The organism is Desulfosporosinus sp. SYSU MS00001, assembly GCF_049943955.1.
GTDB lineage: Bacteria > Bacillota > Desulfitobacteriia > Desulfitobacteriales > Desulfitobacteriaceae > Desulfosporosinus.
Window position 1 is genome coordinate 76,119 of the sequence record NZ_JBNFTW010000005.1, and the last position, 22,824, is coordinate 98,942.

General features: G+C 42.4%; 16 protein-coding genes. 15 read left to right on the plus strand and 1 reads right to left on the minus strand.

Going from position 1 to position 22,824, the window contains the following annotated elements; genetic code table 11:
• The first annotated feature begins 385 nt into the window (after nt 1-385).
• The 14 genes from ACPUYX_RS10870 to ACPUYX_RS10935 all read left to right on the plus strand — a co-directional run bounded on the left by ACPUYX_RS10870 (nt 386) and on the right by ACPUYX_RS10935 (nt 20,770).
• Nucleotides 386-3,112 (plus strand): molybdopterin-dependent aldehyde oxidoreductase, encoded by a 2,727-nt coding sequence (locus ACPUYX_RS10870; protein ID WP_426379684.1) that lies wholly within the window; start codon nt 386-388, stop codon nt 3,110-3,112.
• Nucleotides 3,113-3,258: 146 nt separating this feature from the next.
• Complete coding sequence (locus tag ACPUYX_RS10875; protein WP_426379685.1) at nt 3,259-5,562, plus strand: pyridine nucleotide-disulfide oxidoreductase/dicluster-binding protein; 2,304 nt, start codon at nt 3,259-3,261, stop codon at nt 5,560-5,562.
• Nucleotides 5,555-5,767 carry a DVU_1557 family redox protein gene (locus ACPUYX_RS10880; protein WP_426379686.1) on the plus strand — a complete coding sequence of 71 codons (213 nt, stop codon included), beginning with the start codon at nt 5,555-5,557 and terminating at the stop codon, nt 5,765-5,767. The genes ACPUYX_RS10875 and ACPUYX_RS10880 overlap by 8 nt, the downstream gene beginning before the upstream one ends.
• 12 nt (nt 5,768-5,779) lie before the next feature.
• Nucleotides 5,780-6,229: a DVU_1555 family C-GCAxxG-C-C protein gene (locus tag ACPUYX_RS10885; RefSeq protein ID WP_426379886.1), complete on the plus strand. Its 450-nt coding sequence runs from the start codon at nt 5,780-5,782 to the stop codon at nt 6,227-6,229.
• Nucleotides 6,230-6,366: 137 nt separating this feature from the next.
• Nucleotides 6,367-7,107 (plus strand): DVU_1556 family methyltransferase, encoded by a 741-nt coding sequence (gene trsM, locus ACPUYX_RS10890; protein WP_426379687.1) that lies wholly within the window; start codon nt 6,367-6,369, stop codon nt 7,105-7,107.
• Between the two features lie 20 nt (nt 7,108-7,127).
• The gene (trsS, locus tag ACPUYX_RS10895) at nt 7,128-8,471 is read left to right on the plus strand and encodes a radical SAM (seleno)protein TrsS (protein ID WP_426379688.1); all 1,344 of its coding nucleotides are present in this window, start codon (nt 7,128-7,130) and stop codon (nt 8,469-8,471) included.
• A gap of 3 nt (nt 8,472-8,474) precedes the next feature.
• On the plus strand, nt 8,475-9,818 hold the full coding sequence (locus ACPUYX_RS10900; RefSeq protein WP_426379689.1) for a DVU_1553 family AMP-dependent CoA ligase: 1,344 nt from the start codon (nt 8,475-8,477) through the stop codon (nt 9,816-9,818).
• A gap of 129 nt (nt 9,819-9,947) precedes the next feature.
• On the plus strand, nt 9,948-11,057 hold the full coding sequence (locus ACPUYX_RS10905; protein ID WP_426379690.1) for an XdhC family protein: 1,110 nt from the start codon (nt 9,948-9,950) through the stop codon (nt 11,055-11,057).
• Nucleotides 11,058-11,607: 550 nt separating this feature from the next.
• A complete protein-coding gene (locus tag ACPUYX_RS10910; RefSeq protein ID WP_426379691.1) occupies nt 11,608-12,771 on the plus strand; it encodes an iron-containing alcohol dehydrogenase in 1,164 nt (387 codons plus the stop codon).
• Between the two features lie 393 nt (nt 12,772-13,164).
• Nucleotides 13,165-13,794 carry an acetate uptake transporter gene (locus tag ACPUYX_RS10915; protein ID WP_426379692.1) on the plus strand — a complete coding sequence of 210 codons (630 nt, stop codon included), beginning with the start codon at nt 13,165-13,167 and terminating at the stop codon, nt 13,792-13,794.
• 303 nt (nt 13,795-14,097) lie between these two features.
• A complete protein-coding gene (locus ACPUYX_RS10920) occupies nt 14,098-16,749 on the plus strand; it encodes an NYN domain-containing protein (RefSeq protein WP_426379693.1) in 2,652 nt (883 codons plus the stop codon).
• Between the two features lie 146 nt (nt 16,750-16,895).
• The gene (cls, locus tag ACPUYX_RS10925; protein WP_426379694.1) at nt 16,896-18,320 is read left to right on the plus strand and encodes a cardiolipin synthase; all 1,425 of its coding nucleotides are present in this window, start codon (nt 16,896-16,898) and stop codon (nt 18,318-18,320) included.
• Nucleotides 18,321-18,435: 115 nt separating this feature from the next.
• Entirely contained in the window at nt 18,436-19,284 is an 849-nt protein-coding gene (locus ACPUYX_RS10930) for a YitT family protein (RefSeq protein WP_088225513.1), read from the plus strand.
• Between the two features lie 112 nt (nt 19,285-19,396).
• Nucleotides 19,397-20,770: a diguanylate cyclase gene (locus tag ACPUYX_RS10935; RefSeq protein WP_426379695.1), complete on the plus strand. Its 1,374-nt coding sequence runs from the start codon at nt 19,397-19,399 to the stop codon at nt 20,768-20,770.
• Between the two features lie 4 nt (nt 20,771-20,774).
• Here the strand turns inward: ACPUYX_RS10935 and ACPUYX_RS10940 are convergent, their stop codons facing one another.
• On the minus strand, nt 20,775-21,524 hold the full coding sequence (locus ACPUYX_RS10940) for a polysaccharide deacetylase family protein (RefSeq protein WP_426379696.1): 750 nt from the start codon (nt 21,522-21,524) through the stop codon (nt 20,775-20,777).
• 316 nt (nt 21,525-21,840) lie between these two features.
• Between ACPUYX_RS10940 and ACPUYX_RS10945 the strand changes: the two genes are divergently transcribed.
• A complete protein-coding gene (locus ACPUYX_RS10945; protein ID WP_426379697.1) occupies nt 21,841-22,782 on the plus strand; it encodes a BadF/BadG/BcrA/BcrD ATPase family protein in 942 nt (313 codons plus the stop codon).
• Nucleotides 22,783-22,824: the final 42 nt, after the last annotated feature.

Consider the following 22,824-nt stretch of genomic DNA (forward strand, 5'->3'; position numbering starts at 1 on the left):
TTTCAGAAGTTTCAAGGCGGCTGAGGGAAGGAATACTGGCTGTCTTTAATGGTATCGTATTCTATAGTTTAGATCAAGCCGGAATTTTCATTAAAATAAAGTAGTTAAAAATTCATAAAATTATTGGCATAAATCTTGCAGTTAAAACTACCGTAAAGGATCAAAAACACTAAAGTTATACAAACGTTATTAAAAGTTATCATTTTAAGAAAAAAGGGGTGGGAGGAAATTTTCAGTTGACTTAGCGCTGTTTGGGAGGAAAAACTTTCTGGTAAAATACGGATGAATATTGGCGTTTATTTCAAATTAAAGTGGTGTTTAAAACAAACTGGAGAAGTATGGATCATCCTTTTAGGATTAATTAACCGCAAAGGAGAGAAAAAAATTGCTTAAAAAGAACTTAATTATTAACGGAAGACCTCAAATTGTAATTGTCGATGGTGAAGCTACCCTGGCAAATGTACTGCGTGGACAAATGCACATGACGGGAACAAAAGTCGGCTGCGGTAAAGCCCAATGTGGTGCCTGTTCCGTGATCGTGGATGGTAAGGTTATCCGCTCCTGTGTAACAAAAATGAAACGAATTGCCGATCATGCTGAGATTACAACCATTGAAGGAGTGGGAACTAAAGAACATTTGCATCCTTTACAACTGTCCTGGATGATTCATGGCGCCGCTCAATGCGGCTTCTGCAGCCCCGGATTTATTGTATCGGCTAAACAGCTCTTGGAAGAAAATATTAACCCTACCAGAGAGGAAGTTCGGGATTGGTTTCAAAAGCATCGCAATGCCTGCCGCTGCACAGGTTATAAGCCTTTAGTGGACGCAGTGATGGATGCTGCACGTTTAATGCGGGGAGAAGTTACCACCGAAGAATTATGGTGCAAATTACCTGAAGACGGTCGTATTTGGGGCACTAACTATATTCGTCCCTCCGCTTTGGCCAAGGTTACCGGGACTTGGGATTTCGGCGCAGACTCCGGACATAAATTGCCGTGCGGAACCTTGCAGCTGAAACTGGTTCAGGCCAAAGTTTCTCATGCCAATATTCTTTCTATTGATACATCAGAAGCAGAAAAAATGCCCGGTGTCTACAAGGTTATTACAGCCAAAGATGTTGTGGGCAAAAACAAAATTACAGGTTTAATTACTTTCCCAACGAATAAAGGTGACGGCTGGGATCGTCCGATCCTCTGCGATAAAAAAGTGTTCCAATTTGGTGATGCAATAGCTATCGTTGCAGCAGATACTGCGGAACATGCTCAAGCCGCAGTGGACAAGGTTAAAGTGGACCTTGAATTGCTGCCGGAATATATGAGTGCTCCAGCGGCCATGGCCGATGATGCCATCGAGATTCATCCCGGAACCCCAAATGTTTATTTTGAAACAAAGGTTGTTAAGGGTGAAGATACTACACCTCTGTTGGAAAAGGCAGAGGTCGTTGTGGAAGACGATTTTTATGTTGGCCGTCAACCCCACATGCCCATTGAGCCTGATGTCGGCTACGCCTTTTTCGATGAGGAAGGTAAACTAATCATCCATTCCAAAAGTATCGGAATCCATCTCCATCAGGCCATGATTTGTGCAGGTATTGGAATCGAGTCCGAAAAACTGATATTAGTTCAAAACAACGCTGGCGGAACCTTCGGCTATAAATTCAGTCCGACCATCGAAGCTTTATTAGGAGTCGCGGCAGTTGCTACAGGTAAGCCCGTTTACCTGGAGTTTGATTATTATCAGCAAATGACCTACACCGGAAAACGTTCACCATTCTTTATTAATCTTAAATTCGGAGCAACTAAAGAGGGCAAATTAATGGCCATGGAATCTGATTGGTCCGTAGATCACGGTCCATATTCCGAATTTGGCGATCTGCTTACCATAAGGGGCTCCCAATTTATTGGCAGTGGTTACAATATTCCCAACATCCGCGGCTTTGGCCGAACGGTTTGTACCAACCATGCCTGGGGCTCGGCCTTCAGAGGGTATGGCTCACCGCAAAGTCTTTTCTCGTCTGAGGTTTTGATGGATGAACTTGCCGAAAAGCTGGGGATGGATCCTTTTGACCTGCGCTATAAAAATGTCTACCGCCCCGGTGATACAACACCTACCGGCTGTGAACCTGATGTGTATTGTTTAGTTGAGATTATGGATAAACTTAAACCTAAATACGATCAAGCAAAAGAATGGGCTAAACAGCCATCATCATCTCCCAATAAAAAGCGCGGAATTGGTATCTCGATTGGGATCTACGGGTCAGGCTTAGACGGGGCAGACAGTGCTGCAGTTAATGTGGAACTAACGGCCACCGGTGTGACGGTTTACACGTCCTGGGAGGATCACGGTCAGGGAGCTGATATGGGATCACTGGCCACAGCCCATGAAGCTCTCCGTCCCTTGGGAATTAAACCGGAAAACATTAAGCTTGTGATGAATGATATGGAGAAAACCCCCAATAGCGGGCCTGCAGGAGGAAGCCGTTCACAAGTCCTAGTCGGAAATGCTACTCGGGTTGCTTGTGAAACGCTGCTGCAAGGTCTTAAGAAAGAGGATGGAACCTTCCGCACCTACGATGAAATGATCGCTGAGAATCTGCCGGTTTATTTCCAAGGTGCATGGACTGCTCCTGCCTCGGAGTGCAATGTGGAGACAGGACAAGGCAATCCCTTCGCCGTTTATATGTACGGAGCGTTCTTATCCCAAGTTGAAGTCGATATTACAACTGGTAAAACAAACGTTGTCAAGATGACAATGGTTGCCGATGTCGGTAAGATTGCCAATAAGCTGGTTGTGGATGGGCAGCTTTACGGTGGGTTAGTTCAAGGCCTTGGCCTGGCTCTAAGCGAAGATTTTGAGGACTTGAAGAAACACTCAGATCTCGTCGGCGCTGGACTGCCCTTCATCAAAGATGTACCGGATGATATTGAACTTCTCTATGTTGAAACTTATCGTCCCAACGGCCCCTTTGGCGCCGCAGGTTCAGGAGAACTGCCTTTGACCTCACCACATGCTTCCATTATTAATGCTATCTATAATGCCTGTGGTGTACGGGTAACTCATTTACCTGCCCGTCCGGAAAAAGTACTTGCCGGTCTTCAGGCTAAGGGTTAAGGATTAAAGATTTAGGATAAAATCCAGTGCCGGGAACCTGAACATGATCAGTAATGGCAGGTTCCCGGCTTTATCCGGGCTAAATAGCCACGGTATACCCGTTTTTAATGTTTTGCAGCCATAACTTAGGAAATCGGGTGTTGCTTATGGAACAAGATGAATTAAAACAGCTGGAAGATAAGTGTACCCAAGAAAATCCTCCGGCTTGTACAGCGGGTTGTCCAATCCATGTCGATGCCCGCAAGCTAATGTCCGACATACAAAAAAGGGATTTAAAAAGCGCTCTGGCAACATTACAAAAAAAACAGCCCTTTCCCGGAATTATAGGTCGGATTTGTGATCACCCCTGTGAGGACGTTTGTAAACGCAGAGATGTTGGATCGCCTATTTCAATAGCGGCCTTAGAAAAGTTTTGTGTACAAAATCAATCCGGAAATCCGCCGAAAGCGGGGATGATCCCGGAAAAAAGTCAAACTGTTGCGGTCGTTGGTTCGGGACTGAGAGGCCTGACAGCGGCTTACGATTTAGCTAAAAAAGGCTATAAAGTGTCGTTGTTCGAAAAGGCAGATCGAATTGGCGGCAACCTTTGGAATTTTCCAGAAGACCAATTGTCCCCGGAAGTTATAGTCGAGGAACTTTCCGTCTTATCCCGACTTAAGGTTCAGATCGAACTAAATAAGGAAATAACCCGCTTGGATTTAGCTAATCTTCTGGAGAACTTTGCTGCCTTGTATCTTGGCCTGGCCCAGCAATCAGCTGACACAGTTGAACTCCTGGGAAAAAATTATGAGCTTAACCCAGTTACCGGTGAAACAGCAATTAAGGGCATTTTTGGGGGAACCCTGGCAGGTAATAACTCACCGATAAGGTCTGTCGCTGACGGCCGTAAAGCAGCAATTTCTATAGACCGTTTTTTGCAAGGTGTTTCCTTAACGGCTTCCCGTGAAGGCGAAGGCTCTAATGAGACTAAACTGTTCGTTAATACTCAAGGAATTGAATCATTGCCGGCAGTATCCATGAGTAATAAACAAGCAGGTTACACCGTTGAAGAGGCTGTAGCAGAGGCTTCCAGATGTTTGAATTGTCAGTGTCTGGAATGTGTAAAGGCCTGCAAATATATTGAAAATTACGGAAGTTACCCTAAAAAGTATCTGCGCCAAATTTATAATAATAATTCCATCGTCATGGGGATGCGGCATGCCAATAAAATGATCAACTCCTGCAGTTTGTGCGGGTTATGTGCTGAAGTTTGTCCGCAGGGATTAGACCTGGGAGAAGTTTGTAAATCAAGCCGGGTGACCATGGTCGGCAAAGGAAAAATGCCGCCTTCGGCCCACGATTTTGCTTTGCGGGACATGGCTTTCAGCAACAGTGATAAGTTTGCCTTAGCCAGGCATCAGCCAGGCTGTAATTCCAGCAGCTACGTCTTTTTTCCCGGGTGCCAATTGAGCGCTTCATCTCCTGAGCACGTAGAAAACGTTTATAAATTGTTGATGGAAAAGCTTTCCGGAGGCGTAGGTTTAATGCTTGGCTGCTGCGGTGCTCCAGCTGACTGGGCAGGTGAGCAAGACCTGTTCCGAAGAAATTCGGAAGTCTTAGCTGCTGAATGGGAACGGTTGGGCAAGCCTCAGATCATCACAGCCTGTTCCACTTGTCACAGTATGTTCCAAACAAAGTTTCCGCACATCGTCTCTTTGTGGGAGATGATGGCTGAAATGGAGCTTCCCGTACAAGAAGACAAGCTCAATGGAGGAAACGTGGCGGTCCAGGATGCTTGTACAACGAGACATGAACCGTCGATTCATAATGCAGTAAGAAAAATTTTAAAGAAACTAAAGTACGATATTGAAGAATTGCCCTACAGCAGAGAGCGGACTAAGTGCTGCGGTTATGGCGGACTCATGTCCTTTGCCAACCGGGAATTAGCGCAGAAAATTGTCGAGGATCGAATCAGTGAGTCCGATGTGGATTATGTGGCTTACTGCGCTATGTGCAGAGATCGGTTTGCCTCTAAAGGTAAACGTACATGGCATATACTGGATCTGATTTTTGCAGATGATCTTGAGCAAGCTGCCGTCAAACCCGGTGTTGGTTTTTCCTACCGCCATGAAAACCGGGCCAAATTAAAACGCAAACTGCTGCATACGCTGTGGCAAGAAACTCCGTCAGATCAGGAGGAAGCCTATATGAGTATAAACCTTCAAATCAATGACAGGGTTTGGGAGACAATGGAGGATCGCCATATTCTTATTGAGGATATCCAACAGGTTATTGAGTACGCAGAACGGACAGGAAGAAAGTTTGTAAATCCCGATAATGGCCGTAGTTTGGCCCATTACCGCCCTCTCAGGGTAACTTACTGGGTAGAATACGAACCTCATAACCAAGGTTTTATCGTCTACAATGCTTATAGCCATCGCATGGAAATTGTGGAGGGAGCTCATGAATAATACGCCAAAACAAACGGAAAAACTGCCTTGGAAGTGCGGGAAATGCGGCGGCGAACTGGAACGGGGTTTGGTTAAGGCATCTTATTTAGGCAATGATTTCGAGGTTCAAGAACTTAAATGTCTTAACTGTGGACTGGTCCTGATAACCGAGGAACTGGCATTAGGAAAGATGTTTGAAGTCGAGCAGAGCCTGGAAGATAAGTAAGGGGGATGGATGATGCCGGCCGACGCCTTTCGGATGTTTCAACTGGCTGCTCAAGGGTTTTGCTGCAGCCAAATTATTTTAATTTTAGGATTAGATGATCTCGGAAAGGAAAATCCTGACCTTATCAAAGCGATGCATGGTTTATGCGGAGGAATAGGAAGGTCAGGAAAAACCTGCGGAGCTCTTACCGGAGGGGCCTGCTTGATTGGCTTATATCTCGGGAAAGGCAGCTCAAGCGAATTCGGGCACCCCAAAATCAACACTATGCTCAAGGAATTAATGAACTGGTTTGAAGATATCCATGGCAGCATTGATTGTGAAGGGATTTTAGACCAGTCCTTAGATGAAGGAAATGAGTATCCGGTACGCTGCGGTAATATTGTTGCAGCAACTTTTAATAAAGTTCAAGAGATAATAGCGGCTACTTCTAAAGACGTAGAGTTTGACGAAGACAACGAGTGAAAATCAGATATTAAATTTTATTTATTGAATCTCAGTTTCGAATATCAAAGTATAAAAATTGTTATAATTTGGAATGCATATCTAATTCAAAGGCTAAATCCGGAAGTTGGCAACTCAGACGGGAGACTCAAAACTGTATGAATAACAATGTTTTTAAAGTCTATGAAGGTGACGCTCTTCGGCAGACTACAGGAGATACTTTACGTCCGGGCGGCTTTTTCCTAACCGACTTGGGAGTGAAACGCTGTAACTTTCTTCCCGGTGCCAAAGTCTTAGATGTGGGGTCTGGCAGTGGAGCAACGGTTGAGCGTTTATGCTCCGAATATCAGCTCCAAGCTATAGGGATTGACCCCTCGGAGATATTATTAGAGATCGGAAAAAGGAGAAATCCTGACTTAAACCTGATTCGGGGTCAGGGAGAGGACCTGCCCTTTCCGCCTGACAACCTGGACGGGGTATTCGCTGAATGCACCTTATCCGTTATGGAAGAGCCAAATCAGGTTCTGAAAGAAATTTTCCGGGTGCTCAAGCAGGGTGGATGGCTGATTATTAATGATGTTTATGCCCGGAATCCTGATGGACTAAAGGACCTTCGCGAACTCGGCATCGAGTCATGCATCAGAAGGGCGTTGACCAGGGACGAGCTGCTGAATATGCTTAATAACTTTGACTTTCATATTGTTGACTGGAGTGATCATACAAATTTATTGATCCAATTGACGGTTGATCTAATAATGACTTATGGATCGATGACAAATTTTTGGCTTAAATCTGCTTCGTGCTTAAGCTTCGTTGATCCTAACCCTATCCAGGAAGCGGTCAAAAAAGCAAAGATGGGGTATTTCCAACTGATTGCCCACAAGGGATACCAGTTCTAGTAAGAGAGGGATTAGAGCGTATGGAGGATAGGAAGGGAAGTTTGACTTCCGCTACTGAGAGTTTATGTCCGGAATGTTTGCGCAGGATTCCGGCACAAAGAGAGGTTCAGGGTGAAAATGTTTATCTGGTAAAACGCTGCCCAGAACATGGTGGGTATCGAACCTTGATTTGGCATGGAAGTCCTCAATGGGCCTCCTGGGTCAGACCTACAATTCCTACTCCACCTAAGGAATGTTTTACGCAAGTTGCCAAGGGATGTCCCTTTGACTGCGGTTTATGCGCAGACCATTATAAGACAACTTGTACGGCTTTGCTTGAAGTTACCCAGCGCTGCAATCTAAATTGTCGCTTTTGTTTTGCCAATGCCGGAACGGAGCTGGACGAACCTTCGCTGAAAGTGATTGAAGGGTGGTATAAAAGCGTCCTGGCTGCCAGCGGCCCGGTGAATATCCAGTTATCCGGCGGCGAACCAACTCTCCGCGACGATTTGCCGGAAATCGTGGAAATGGGCCGGAGGTTGGGCTTTAATTTTATCCAGATTAATACAAATGGCTTACGGCTGGCCGTGGATTCAACCTATCTAAGCCGCTTAAAGATGGCCGGCCTTAGCTCGGTTTTTTTGCAATTTGATGGTACTGAGGATCAGATATACCAGGCAATCAGAGGGCGGCATCTTTACGATCTCAAAGTTAAAGCCATAGAAAACTGTGCTGAACACGGAATCGGAGTTGTCTTAGTACCAACTCTCATACCGGGAATAAACACTGATAATATCGGTGAAATCATAAAGTTTGCCTTAAAAAATCATCCTGCCGTCCGAGGGGTTCATTTCCAACCTGTAAGCTATTTCGGAAGAATTCCCAAAGAACCGCTGGATCAGGATCGGATTACACTGCCGGAAGTTATACAAGCCATTGAGAAACAGACAGCAGGGCTGATTAAAGCCGAAAACCTGAAGCCCCACAATGGCCGTTGCTCTTTCAGCGGCAGCTTTACGCGCAGAGCTGACGGGAGTTTGAAGCCGATCTTGAACAATTCCTGTTGTGAGGGACCGGAACGAGCGGATGAACTGGCCAGAAAAACCCGGACCTTCGTAGCCCGGCAGTGGTCAGGGCCTGAACTGTTTAAAGTTGAGACCGCAAAGAATAATCCGGGCGACTCCTGGGACAACTTAATTCAACAACTTAAAACCTATGCTTTTTCCCTCAGTGGTATGGCTTTTCAAGATGCGTGGAATCTGGATCTTGAACGCTTAAAAAATTGCTGTATCCATGTTGTTAGCCCTGAGGGCAAGTTGATTCCCTTTTGTGCTTATAATCTCACCGCTAAAAATGGGCGCTCAATTTACCGCAAGGGGAGATAAATCTTGGCCATAAATGTTACCCCGCTTGAACCATGGGTACAGGAGAAAATTACCGGTAATCGTTCGGGAAGACTGACGCGAAAGTTGATCGAGGATTACCAGTTGAACAAACTGCAGGAAACTATTGCTTGGGTAAGCGCTAGCAGCAGATTTTACCGCCGTCTCTATCAGGGATTGGATTGTAAGATTACCAGTTTAGCAGATTTAAACAAACTGCCTTTTACCACATCTGAAGACCTCAAAGATTATCCCCTGGATTTCTTATGTGTTTCCCAAGATAACATCAGCAGAATCGTTACCCTCCAGACTTCCGGTACAACAGGAAAACCTAAACGCCTCTTCTTTAGTGAACCGGATCAAGAACTAACCATCGATTTTTTTCATCATGGCATGTTCACCTTGATTAAACCAGGGGACAGAGTCTTGATTTTGCTGCCTGGTGAAACGACTGGAAGTGTCGGTGACTTACTGCGTTTAGGTTTAGCAAGAGCAGGCGTAAAAGGTAGCGTTCACGGAATTGTAATTAATCCGGAGGCCACCTTTGAACAAATAAAACGGGAAAAAATCAATGTTCTGGTCGGGATACCCACTCAAGTGCTGAATTTAGCAAGGTTTATTGATTCACGGGACGAATCATCTTCTCTAAACATCAAAAGTGTCTTGTTAAGTACCGATTATGTTCCTTTAACTGTTGTCAAAGAACTGCAAAGATATTGGGGGTGTCAGGTGTTTAATCATTATGGTATGACTGAGATGGGTTTAGGCGGCGGTATTGAATGTGAGGGCTTCTGTGGCTATCACCTGAGAGAAGCAGACCTATATTTTGAAATTATCGATCCATTGACAGGAACACCTGTGATAGACGGGCGGCCAGGAGAAGTCGTCTTTACGACACTTACCAGATCAGCAATGCCCTTAGTTCGTTATCGAACCGGCGATATTTCCAGATTTATACCTGGCATCTGTTCCTGTAACACAGTCCTAAAGCGGTTGGAACGGGTAAAATCCAGAGAACGGGTTTTTCTGAATGAGACGGATTACTTGACGATCTCCGATTTTGACGAGGTTCTCTTTGACTTTGGGGATATTATTGACTTCGAGGTTACGCTTACTGAAGAGGCAGAGCAAAACCGGTTAAACCTCAATATTCTCTTGAGGAAACCAATTGCAGCTGACATAGAACAACCTGTCTTACAATCTCTCGCTAAAATCCCCAGCCTAAAAGGCGGCCTGCAAAGCAACAATTTACTGGTTAACCTTAATTTTAACTTAAGTACCGAAATAAAGGCTCCCCAAAGCACTGCTAAACGACAGATTCAAGACCGGAGAAGGTTTGCCCGGCCTTGAGGGGAGAAATTAATTGTTGTTAAAGACGAGCAGATCGTTTCCTGAAAAACAACAATGATAATTGAATACCGAATGAAAATTAAGACAACGATTGAAAACTATTAAGTTAATCTAGAGGGGTAGTAAACAATGGAAAATGAAATGATCTATAGACTAAAAATAGCCCTGGAGAAAAATACTGAAGTTGCTATGGTTACAATCATCAGTGTCCTTGGCTCAACTCCTCGTAAACCCGGAGCTAAAATGATAGTTTTTCCTGACGGGACTATCATAGGTACTATTGGCGGCGGATGCGGTGAGGCTGAAGCCAGGAGAGAAGCTCTCAATGTCTTAGCAGCACGCACTTCTAAAGTGTATTTCTTAAATATGACCGCTGATATTGCTCAGGATGAGGGAATGGTTTGCGGAGGAATCATGGGCTTATTCATTGATTATTTAGGTTATCATAATTCCGCTGAACAATTTAAACTCTACCAAGAATATTTATCGGCACTTGAGGAAGGAAATCAGAATCCTATCCTTGTTACAGTCATCGAATCGGCTCCTGGACATTTGATAGGGAACAAACTCGTTATTAAGGCTAACGGGGAAGTAAGCGGCGATCTTCATTTAGACGGTTTAAATCGTGTTGCCCAAGAAAGCGGCAAGATTTGCGCTAAACGGTGTCAGCCGTTATTAATTAGTTTAGATACTGAGTTTGAGCCTTGCGAAACCTCTGTAAGCAAACCATCCTATCGGTTACTCTTAGAACCGCAAAGAACAATTGTGCAATTGTTGATTTTAGGTGGTGGTCATATAGCGCTTCCCCTTGCCATTATGGCTAAAATTGTAGGATATGAGATCACAGTCGTCGATGATCGTCCAGCCTTTGCCAATTCTGTTCGCTTTAAAGAAGCAGACACTGTTATTTGCGCTGATTTTGCACAAGCCTTAGAGAGGATCACGATCACTCCCCAAACATTTGTGGTAATTGTCACAAGAGGACATCGCTACGATAAGGTATGTCTGGAAAAGGTGATTCGCCAGCCAGCAGCTTATATTGGCATGATCGGCAGCCGCAAAAGAGTTAAAGCTTTAAAAGCTGAATTAGAGGAAGAAGGAGTATCAGCCGAATTACTGCAAAATCTTCATTCCCCGATTGGTCTGAAGATAGGAGCAGAAACTCCGGAGGAAATTGCCGTTAGTATTCTCAGCGAGTTGATTAATGTTCAAAGGGAGATGGATCAGACCTTAAAGTAGACGATCCTGAAGAGACATGAAACAAAAATTAATGATACAGATTAAACGATATGAACAATTAGGTGGTCAAAGAAACCGGTAAAGGGTTAATTTGTTGATTTGCAAAAATCAATAAATTAACCCTTTAATATTTAGTGACTATTCATATTATTGTTAAAAGTGCCCCAATTTAAAACATTTGTTCGAAGCAAAGTGTTCCAAAATAGTCCATTTTAAGGAGTTACCATTAATTTTATAGATTAATTTGATATAAGGATTAAGGTTTTGTTCTATTAGTTATTTATAGTTTTAAGAATCTACGGTAATAAGTTGGTGGGACTCTCTTCGCTTCCTACGGTGGGGCCGATTTCGTCCTTCAGCAAGCTGGATGTTCGGCTTTGACCGGAGGATTTCGCTGAAATACGACATGTGAAATTAATAGCTAAATTTTCTGATAGTTTTGGCACTGATATTGCAATAATATTTGTTCAAGCATCCGGATTAAAATTCCGGCACAAATTCAGCGTAGATAAGCAAATGCTAAAACTAATAAAAAATGGGGGTTAAAAACATGGGAATCATTCATCAAGTCTATGGGTATTTCATGCCAACAGTAAACCTTATGGGAGCAGGAGCAGTACAAGAAACCGGAAAACAAGCAAAATTATTGGGCGGTAAAAAAGTTTTCTTAGTAACCGATGCATTCCTGGAAAAGATCGGTATGGCTCAAGAAATTGCGGATATTATCCGTAAAGAAGGCCTCGAAGTTGTCATTTACGGGGGAGCTGAACCAAATCCAACCGACAAAAATGTTCATGATGGATTTGATATTTACACTAAAGAAGGCTGCAACCTTATTGTTTCGGTGGGTGGAGGCTCTTCCCATGACTGTGCAAAGGGTATTGGATTGGTTGCCGGAAATGGTGGCAGAATTAATGATTATGAAGGCGTGGATAAATCTCCCTTGCCGATGGCCCCAATGATTGCCATTAATACCACCGCAGGAACGGCGGCAGAAATGACAAGATTCTGCATTATTACAGATTTAGCCAGACATATAAAAATGGCTATCGTTGACTGGCATGTAACACCTAATGTTTCTATTAATGATCCTTTATTGATGATGAAACAACCACCCAGTTTAACCGCTGCAACCGGAATGGATGCTCTTACCCATGCAGTAGAGGCCTATGTTTCCACAATAGCTACACCTGTAACGGATTCGGCTGCTTTAATGGCCTTTAGATTAATTAGCAAGTATTTGCGTCGTGCCGTGGCCAATGGGGAAGATTTCGAAGCCCGTGAACAAATGGCTTACGCTCAATTATTAGCTGGAATGGCATTTAATAATGCCAGTTTAGGTTATGTTCATGCTATGGCCCACCAATTAGGAGGATTTTATAATTTGCCGCATGGTGTTTGCAATGCCATCCTTTTGCCTCACGTCTCACGTTTTAATATGATTGGCAATGTCGAACGTTACGCGGAGATTGCTGAAGCCATGGGAGAAAATATTACCGGGCTTTCAGCCAGAGAGGCTGCCGAGAAATGTTTCAGCTCTATAGCAACACTTTCTCAGGATGTTGGTATTCCTACAGGGTTAGCAGAACTGGGAGTTAAAGAAGAGGACTTTGCCCTTATGGCAGGTAATGCTAAGCTGGATGCTTGTCAATTAACGAATCCACGAACTGCAACCCTTGATCAAGTTATTCAAATTTATAAAAACGCAATGTAAAAGCGGATCTTATGAGGAACTTATTATAAGAAGATTTCGTTAAGAAAATTAATGCGTTGGCAGAGAAGATTTTACTCATCTCGCCAGCGCATTAATTTTTCATAATATGAATTAGTCTTCTCACAGCCTCTGGTGAAAAAAATTGTGAAAAGGGAACAGATACTCAAAGCTTGAGTATTTACTTGACGAAAATGTTAGTAATTGGTATACTCATATCATGAAAATTTAGAAAGTTCATATAATTAAATATTAAGGTCTTAATATATATTCTAAAGAAGTAACAATGATGGGAGGTGAAACAACTGGAGAGCTATGTTTTGGACTTATAACAATTTTATCATTCCAATGTCTCAGAACTTATGAATCATGAAAGTAAAGGGGAGTCGATGATTAATGGCAGAGATCATGGAGATCCGAGAAAGTTCAATTGCCGACCCAGGGCCACTTGGTTTAGCCGGTTTTGCACTTACAACATTCATACTTAGTCTGTCAAATGCGAAACTAGTTCCAGCGGAACTTGGTACATTATTTGTCCCTCTGGCACTATTTTACGGTGGTTTAGCCCAAATCCTTGCCGGAATGTGGGAGTTTAAAAAGAACAATACGTTTGGGGCAGTTGCTTTCACAACTTATGGAGCATTTTGGATGGGCTTAGCAGCCACTGTCATACTAGAGACACTCAAGATACTCAATTTTGGTGCTTCTGGTCATATAGCTCTTGGAGTATACTTAACAGGCTTCACCATTTTTACCTTCTACATGTGGATAGGGACTTTCAGAATTAACAATGCCTTACTGGCAGTATTTACCTTCGTGGAAATTGCCTTTGTTTTATTGGATTTAGCCGAATTTGGTATTATCTCAAGTGTTCCTGGGGGTATTTTTGGATTAATTACGGCAGCTTGTGCATGGTATGCCTCCGCAGCTGGAATTCTAAATCCACTTTATGGTCGTACGGTTCTCCCGGTTGGCTCTCGTGCTGTAACTGTTAAGAAACATTTTTCTTCAGGAAAACAGGCCTGATTGCCACCTTAAATTTATCCTTTGTTGGATTCAGCGAAGAACATTATAAACTCGGCATTATTGTCGAGTTTTTTTAATACATTTTTCAAAATATGATGAGGAATAACTATCCCATCTAATTTGATAATATTAAGACATATTAAACAGAAATCTTAAAGCTTTTAATTTTAATGTAAATAATAATATAGGAAATTGTTAAACTCAAAACTTACTGGTATCATAATATCTGAAGAATTGACTTTAAAACCTAAATCCTGATGCTTTGAGATAGAATCAGATGAATAAAGGATTTGAACATAGATAATGAAGAAATTAGTCATTGGAATATTAGCACATGTGGATGCGGGTAAGACGACCTTATCAGAGGGCATCCTTTATCTGAGCGGTAAAATTGGCAAACTAGGACGAGTAGACCATAAAAATGCTTATTTAGATACATTTGAGCTTGAACGAGCAAGGGGAATCACTATTTTTTCGAAGCAGGCCATATTTGAAATAGGCGAAACTCAGATTACGTTACTGGATACCCCTGGGCATGTGGATTTTTCAGCTGAGATGGAAAGAACACTTCAGGTACTGGATTATGCCATTTTAGTTATAAGCGGTGCTGACGGGGTACAGGGGCATACGAAAACGTTGTGGCGGCTTCTTGACATGTATCAGATACCTGTATTTTTATTCATCAATAAGATGGATCAGAATGGGACGGATAAGGACTATTTAATGAGAGAAATAAAAAAGCAATTGAATGATGGATGCGTTGAATTTGAACATGTCAAGACAGACCACTTTTACGATCAACTGGCCATGTGTGATGAAACAATGATGGAAGCCTATCTGGAAACAGAACATATTGAAACGGCGCAGATCAAAAAAGCAATTACGGAGAGGAACGTATTTCCGTGCTTTTTCGGTTCAGCCTTAAAATTAGAAGGCGTTGAGCAATTCATGCAGGGCATTGCCGACTATACCATAGTACCTACCTATCCCAATCAATTCGGAGCTAAAATATTCAAAATAACCAGAGACAATCAGGGAAACCGTCTTACGCACATGAAACTTACAGGCGGAAAACTTAAGGTAAAAGATAGTTTGAATAATGGAATTTGGGAAGAGAAAGTAAATCAAATACGTATTTATTCCGGACAGAAATTTGAGACAGTGAATGAAACAGAAGCGGGTTCAGTCTTGGCTGTAACGGGTCTTAGCCAAACTAGAACGGGAGAAGGTTTAGGGATAGATGAAGCTTCAAATACACCGGTTTTGGAACCCGTATTGTTTTATCGGATTATACTTCCAGAAGGCTGTGACCCAAGAGTAATGATTCCCAAACTGCGTCAAATTGAAGAAGAGGAGCCGGAACTTCATCTTGTCTGGGATGAACAATTACAAGAAATTCAGGCACAGATCATGGGAGAGGTGCAAATCGAAATTTTGCAGAATCTTATACAAAGCCGTTTTGGTGTCCAAGTGACCTTTGATGCCGGCAGGATTGTCTATAAAGAAACGATTGCTAATGCCGTCGAAGGGGTAGGACACTTTGAACCATTGCGCCATTATGCAGAGGTCCACCTTTTATTGGAACCTGGTGAGGTGGGAAGTGGCCTTATGTTTGATGCAGAATGCAGTGAGGATACCTTAAGTAAAAACTGGCAAAGACTTATTTTAACCCATCTGGAAGAAAAAGCGCACAAAGGGGTTTTAACAGGATCAACAATCACAGATATAAAAATCACTTTGGTCTCAGGTAGAGCACACACTAAGCATACTGAAGGCGGTGATTTCAGAGAGGCTACCTATCGTGCGGTGCGCCAAGGATTAAAGGAAGCAGAATCTATATTACTGGAGCCTTATTATGCCTTTGAGCTGGAACTGCCGGTAAAAATGGTAGGAAGAGCTATGACAGACATCGAGAAAATGCATGGTATATGTGAACTATCACAGACAAATGGTGAGATATCGGTTCTTGTGGGGAGTGCCCCTGTTCTTACCATGAGAAATTATCAGAAAGAAGTTATCGCCTATACAAAAGGTCTTGGCAGGCTTTTCTTCAGTTTAAAAGGGTATAAACCATGCCACAACGCGGAGGAGATCATTCAAAGTATCGGCTATGATTCAGAAAGAGACATTGATAATCCAACAGGTTCTGTATTTTGTGCACATGGCTCAGGCTTTTTAGTGGATTGGGATAACGTAAAGGATTACATGCATGTTGAGAGTTACTTTCAGAAAAAAGAAGATTCAACTGGAGAAGTGGCCCCTAAACGTGTCTCATACTCAGAAGAGAAGTGGATTAGCTTAGATGAGATTGACCAAATTCTTAATAATACCTTCTATGCGAACCAAGGAAAAAAATCCGCCTGGAAAAAACGCAAAACAGCCCACGAAAGTTATTACGAAGACTTTGTCTCTGTAAGCAGCGCGAAGGCAAACAAAGAGGAGTATCTCCTTGTCGATGGATATAATGTAATCCATGCCTGGCCTGAGCTCAAAGAACTTGCAGATAGCAATATGGACGGCGCCAGAATGAAATTATTGGATAGTCTAAGCAATTATCAAGGGGTTCGAAGAAGCCAAATTATCGTTGTGTTCGATGCTTACCTCGTTCAGGGGCATCTTGAAGAAGTCATCGACTATCATAATATTCATCTGGTTTATACAAGGGAGGCACAAACAGCAGACCAGTATATTGAAAAATTCGCTCATGATAATCAGAAAAAGTATAATATAACGGTTGCTACATCAGACGGTTTACAGCAGATTATTATCAGGGGGGAAGGATGTGCCTTATTATCGGCCAGAGAACTTAAGGCCGAGATCGAAGAGACTAATGAAAGAACAAAGCAGGAATATCAGGGAATACAGAGAAGACCACGCAATTATTTAATGGACACATTGTCTCCAGAAGCAAAACAGCGGCTTGATGAACTGATTAAAGATGAAAATAAGACGTAAGATAGAGCAATAGGTGCAATTCCAAGAGAGAGTTATGCTTATAGTGATAGATTTTCAGTTCCTAGTTAAAAAGTCCTTCGAGTGCACATAATACGAAAAGCAATAAATAAGGCACTCGCTGAAAATTATAACTGGGCGGTGGAACTATGTTATGGGTCATATTATTGGTTTGCATTCAAGTATTGCTCTTGGGAACTGTGATTATTCTTGAAAATAAAGATCCGGGAAAAACCGTAACCTGGTTATTTATTCTAAGTCTCCTGCCGCTTCTGGGTTTTCTTCTTTATATTCTGTTTGCTCAAAAGCAACGCAATAAACTGTTTAAGAAAAAGGCTCAAAAAACAAATAGGCCAAAACAAAGAATCAATGAATATGATACCTTCCCAAAGAATGAATACCCGACTTTTTCTCCGGATAATGATTTAGACCTTAAATTAGCTAACCTCCTTATGAATAGTGGTTATGCCCACTTAAGGATTCATAATAAAGTTGACGTTCTCGTCAATGGCCGGGAGAAATTTAAAGCTTTGCTTCAATCGTTAGAAAATGCTGCCCATCACATCCATCTGAGCTATTACATTTTCAAGGATGATGAAATAGGTGCCGACGTCTTAAAAATTCTCTCTCAGAAAGTTTCTGAAGGAGTGGAAGTACGCGTTCTCCTTGACGGAGTGGGGAGCCTGTCCCTGGCTGGAAATTTCATGTCTACCATGAAACAAGCTGGAATCCAAGCTCAATGGTATTTTCCATTACGCTTTCCCTTTTTAACACCAAGGCTTAATTTACGTTACCACCGAAAAATTGTAATCATTGACGGATATGTGGGATACATGGGAGGGCTCAATATTGGAGACGAATATCTTTCTCGTGACCCGAAACTTGGATTTTGGAGAGATACTCATCTCAAATTATCTGGGGAATCCGTCCATACCCTGCAAGGTATCTTTCTTAACGACTGGTATACTGTAACTCATCAGGAGATAAACGGTGAAAACTACTTTCCTAGGGTTGAAATCGCTGATATACTTCCTATTCAGATTGGTGCCAGCGGACCGGATTCTGATTGTGCATCCATTCTCCAAGGCTTTTTCATCGCGATAACCATGGCTAAGCAGAGTATTAAAATTGAGACACCCTATTTTATACCCGATGAAAGTCTAATCATGGCTCTCAAGACTGCAGCTCTGTCAGGGTTAGATGTTCAAATCATTATCCAAGGAGTACCGGAACACAAAGTGACTTACTGGGCTATGAACTCCTATCTTGAAGAACTGCTCGAAGCAGGTGTTAAAATCTATAAGTATATGAAAGGAATTCTTCACGCCAAAGTTCTTCTCATTGATGATACTTTAGCATCTGTAGGGTCTGCTAATATGGATGTACGTAGTTTTTCCCTTGACTTTGAAATCTCCGCGTTTATGTATGATGAGAAATTAACGTTGCTCTTAGCTAAAGACTTCGAAAATGATTTGCGTGAATCACGAAGTATCGACCTTGAAGTGTTCCAAACTCGTCCTTATTCTGAACGTCTGAAAGAGTCCTTTGCTCGTTTATTTTCACCACTGTTATAACGTTATAATAGTTCCACAACTTTACCTTATCTTCAAATGTCTGTATAATATTACTAATTTCAAACCTCCCCGGCCGCTTCGCGAAACAGGGGAGGTTTGATTCATGGAGGTAGGCATGAAGTTATCGAAACGTACTAAATCTATTGGCGGCATTTTAGCAATTGCTGCCGGGGCAATTATTGCCGCATATGGAGTTCAAGCCTTTGTCGTCCCTTCTGGGCTTGGCGGAGGAGGGGTTGGCGGTATAGCGCTGCTGCTCCTTTATACCTTAAAACTCCCTATTGGCTTAATGACCTTTTTGTTAAATATTCCTTTGTTCGTTTTGGGCTGGAGAGAAATTAACAAAGACTTTATTTTTAAAACCATCTGGGGATTAGTTATATTTTCTATCTTCCTTGATCTCTTTAAAGGTATCAATCCTGTACCGTTAAACGATATCTTTCTTGGGGCAGTCTACGGCGGTGTGTTTTCGGGGATTTCCTCAAGTATTGTGTTTCGTTTTGGCGGAAGTCTGGGAGGAACGGATATTATTTCAAAAGTTATCCATCGAAGATATGGAGTGCCCATGGGAACGTCTGCTTTGGCGATCAATAGCCTGATAATTTTGGTTTCTTGGGCAATCTTAGGTTCAAATAGGGCTCTCTATACCTTAGTTAATCTTTTTGTCTACGGTCGGGTCCTCGACATAATTCAAAGCGGCGTACCTTCGAAGTCAATAACGATTATATCCGATCAACCGGAAGCTTTGGTCGATCGAATTATGGTGGACTTAGGCAGAGGAGCAACTTTTTTAAGTGGCCGCGGCGCTTATTCTAACGAGCCTAAAAATGTTATTATCTGTGTAGTTAGTCTTCCGGAACTAGGTCGCTTAAAGCAAGCGGTGCGTGATGTTGACCCGGAAGCATTTATGATCGTATCCAATGCCGGGGAAGTTCTCGGCAGAGGATTCTTAAAAAATGAATGAATAAAAATGATATAAAATTCTTGTTGCAGGATTTATGACACCGAAAAGAGAAATAGACAATATAAAACATACAAGTTATCCTTTACCAGTTATAGAACAGAGGTGACGAACGGTGATAGGCGAGAAGAAATGGAGACCAAATAAAATTTGGGCTTTAGGCATGATTTGTTTCATGTTTGGTCTTACAATGATAATCATGCTCCTAGGTGATCAAAGCATCTCTTTAGTATCCTTTTTCTTCCTTATCACAGCTTTAGTTGCTCTGTATTTTCCGTGGGAATTTTTATTAATTCAGATCATTCTCGCCTCTGGCTTAACATTTCTTATTTTATATGAGCATACACACCGTCTAACACTCCTGCAATGGCTCCTCTATACATTTGTTTATCTCGTTATAGGCATTGCTGTTAATCGAGAGATCGATGCAATTCGTCAAATTCATCGACACGAAACAGAAATGTCAGCATTATCCGATATCTCGACCTCTTTAACAAAAACTCTTGATTTGTGTGACTTAACTAATCAAGTGGTTGATCAAATCTTTTCTTTGTTTCGGGCAGACGGCTGTACAATTTACTTAATGGAAGATGGAGAAAAATCGCTGCGGGTAATTAGTGCCCGTGAAAGTCAAAGTGATCCCGATATACTAACCAGTATTCTCAATAACCATCCCCGAGTGGGATTTGGCTTGGTAGGTTGGATTGCAGCAACAGGTGAAGCAGTCCTTACCGGAGATGCTGAACACGATCCAAGGGCTATACACATTCCAGGTACTCCCTATGATGACGAATCCGTCATAGGAATTCCGCTTAAATTAGAAGAAGAAACCTTTGGAGTTCTTTGGATCTATACTCTGAGTTTAAATGCCTTTAGCAAAGATGATCTTCAATTAGCCCAGATCTTTGCCAACCAAGTGAGTGTTGCCTTAGCGAACGCCCGCCTATATGAACATGTTCGCTGTCTGTCAGAGACAGACAGTTTAACAGGTCTATTAAATTCCCGTTCTCTTACTGATTTAACAGAACGTGCTATCAATCATGCCCGGACCACTAAGGGAAAAGTTTCGCTTCTGTTTATTGATTGTGACAACTTTAAAGGAATTAACGACCATTTTGGGCATCCCGTCGGGGATCAATATCTGCGTTTCTTAGCTAAACTCTTACTGGAAACTGTAAGAGAAGGGGATGCTGTGGTACGGTATGCAGGAGATGAATTTGTCATTCTCTTGCCTAAGACACCTCTCGAAGCAGCAGTCGGTATTGCTGAAAGGTTGCTTGAAACAACGCGCGTCAGAATTATGGAAAATAATCCTTTGCTGCAAACCACAATTTCGGTGGGACTGGCTGTTTATCCGCTGCACGCTATGACAGCGGAAGAACTCATCAAACATGCCGACGATGCTCTCTATTGTTCAAAACGCAATGGCAAAAACCAATTATCAATCTTTGATCCAAAGTCCAAAGGTATTTCTAATTTGAGTTCCTAACTGCTCACTTCAGTTCTGAATTAAGTCCCGAATTACGTTCTGTATCAAATTTTTTCAGTTCACTTAAGGTGACGATCCGATAACCTTCCCTTTGAAGAGAATCAATAATTAATCCCAGGGCTTTAACGGTCTGGGTTCGATGATAACCGCCATCGTGCATAAGTATAATTGCTCCCGGAAAAACGTTATCCATGACATTTTTAACGATCTGATTAACTCCGGGATTGCGCCAGTCTTTACTATCGACACTCCAGAGAGCAACGACATGTCCATTCTTTTTAATCCTTTCCAGCTGCGCCTTCGTTAAAAAACCTCCAGGTGGGCGATAAAAATAAGTATGGATACCCGTTGCCGCATAAACCTCATCGTCGGTTTGACTGATCTCTTTCAATAGGCGTTGTTGTTTATAATCATGGTCATAACTGTGATTTCCAATTTCATGTCCTTCATTGGCTAAACGCTTTAATAACCTTGGATTATCCTTAACAGCTTGCCCTAAAACAAAAAATGTTGCTCTTACTTCTTTTTCCTTAAGTATTTCCAAGACTTTCGGCGTGTCAATGGGGTCAGGACCGTCGTCAAAGGTTAAGGCAACTACTTTTTCCTGGGTATGAGCCATATAATAGGTTCCAGGTGCTCGTACTAAAGAAGGGGCCGTTAAGGAAAACTCTGTTGCGAAGGCAATAACTCCTAAAATAGCGATAAAAGAGCAAACAACAATTAGTCTTCGTCGAGTTAATACCAAAAAAACCACTGCTTACACCCCCAATTGCTTTTATTATCCTATGGGTAAATATCTTGAACCATGCCTACTCTTTCCAAATCTTATCCTCATATCTACTCTCCAAGCACATGATCATATTCAATTTCGCAGGAAAGGCAGTAGAAAACCGGTTATCCGTTGTTCTGCTGCCTTTCCTGCGAAGTTTAGTATAGGAACATTCTGATGTCCTTGACGCGTGCTATAATTTAATTCAGATAATCTATTATGTAGTATGCTTCTAAGGCAACACAAAGTATTGGATTGCCGAAACAGCAACTTGATTTACCAAGGAAGAGGAAGTGATAACATGGGAATAAGAATCGGAGTGGACGGCGGAGCCAGTAAGACAGAAGTTGTAGCACTTGATTCAACTGGAAAGGTACTTTGGTCTCAGCTCAATCCTTCAAGTAACTATCATGTCGTCGGCAGGACGCAAGCTGTCAACAATATCGTAAACGGAATTCGCGATACTCTGAAAGAGGACACTTTAGAAGGTGTCGGAATAAGTCTTGCTGGGATTGACACCTTAGAGGACTGGAATATTATGGCGAATGGCTTAAGAGCTGAATTGCTAAGCTTAGGAAAAGAGCTCGGATTATCTTTCCGGGATATTCCTATTGTTATGGAGAATGACGCTTTTGGTGCTTTAATGTCTGTACGAGGGAAATTTTCCGGAAATGTTCTGGCTGTTGGAACCGGAACTGTGGCCCTCGGAGTTGATGACGAGGGAAAGGTCTTTCGCGTTGGAGGTTGGGGGCATCTAATCGGTGACCAAGGCAGCGGTTACGATATAGGCTGCAAGGCACTTGCGGCTATGGTTGCATCCAGTGATGGCTACGGACCTAAAAGCATTTTAGAATCACAAGTAACAAATCATTTGAAGCTAAAACAGGTGCGTGAAATCGTTGACTGGCTGAATCAAGCTGAACGCACAACTAAAGATATTGCTGGCTTAGTTCCCATAGTTGTAGAGGCAGCTCGTAACCAGGATGCTGTCGCTCAAACTATATTTGCTCAAGCAGGAAGAGATTTAGGGCTCGTTACCAGGGCACTGCTCCGGAAAACTGGAGGTATTGATCTGGGGCTTGTCGGAGGAATTATCCATATTTGGAAGTTTATCGAACCAACCTTCTTAATGACAGTTCATGAAGAGTTTTCTAACCTGCGATTGCTTCAACCTTCTTATCAGCCATCTGTTGGTGCAGCTCTGTTAAGTAAGATTTCTCAAGTACGGCATATAGAGATTTGACAGATTTAGTTATTCAAATTTTAGTCATGTTTATAATTGGAA

Coding starts and splice junctions, on each gene's coding strand:
- ACPUYX_RS10875 (WP_426379685.1), top strand. CDS start 3,259: ATGGAACAAGATGAATTAAAACAGCTGGAAGATAAGTGTACCCAAGAA.
- ACPUYX_RS10880 (WP_426379686.1), top strand. CDS start 5,555: ATGAATAATACGCCAAAACAAACGGAAAAACTGCCTTGGAAGTGCGGG.
- ACPUYX_RS10885 (WP_426379886.1), top strand. CDS start 5,780: ATGCCGGCCGACGCCTTTCGGATGTTTCAACTGGCTGCTCAAGGGTTT.
- trsM (WP_426379687.1), top strand. CDS start 6,367: ATGAATAACAATGTTTTTAAAGTCTATGAAGGTGACGCTCTTCGGCAG.
- trsS (WP_426379688.1), top strand. CDS start 7,128: ATGGAGGATAGGAAGGGAAGTTTGACTTCCGCTACTGAGAGTTTATGT.
- ACPUYX_RS10905 (WP_426379690.1), top strand. CDS start 9,948: ATGGAAAATGAAATGATCTATAGACTAAAAATAGCCCTGGAGAAAAAT.
- ACPUYX_RS10910 (WP_426379691.1), top strand. CDS start 11,608: ATGGGAATCATTCATCAAGTCTATGGGTATTTCATGCCAACAGTAAAC.
- ACPUYX_RS10915 (WP_426379692.1), top strand. CDS start 13,165: ATGGCAGAGATCATGGAGATCCGAGAAAGTTCAATTGCCGACCCAGGG.
- ACPUYX_RS10920 (WP_426379693.1), top strand. CDS start 14,098: ATGAAGAAATTAGTCATTGGAATATTAGCACATGTGGATGCGGGTAAG.
- cls (WP_426379694.1), top strand. CDS start 16,896: ATGTTATGGGTCATATTATTGGTTTGCATTCAAGTATTGCTCTTGGGA.
- ACPUYX_RS10930 (WP_088225513.1), top strand. CDS start 18,436: ATGAAGTTATCGAAACGTACTAAATCTATTGGCGGCATTTTAGCAATT.
- ACPUYX_RS10945 (WP_426379697.1), top strand. CDS start 21,841: ATGGGAATAAGAATCGGAGTGGACGGCGGAGCCAGTAAGACAGAAGTT.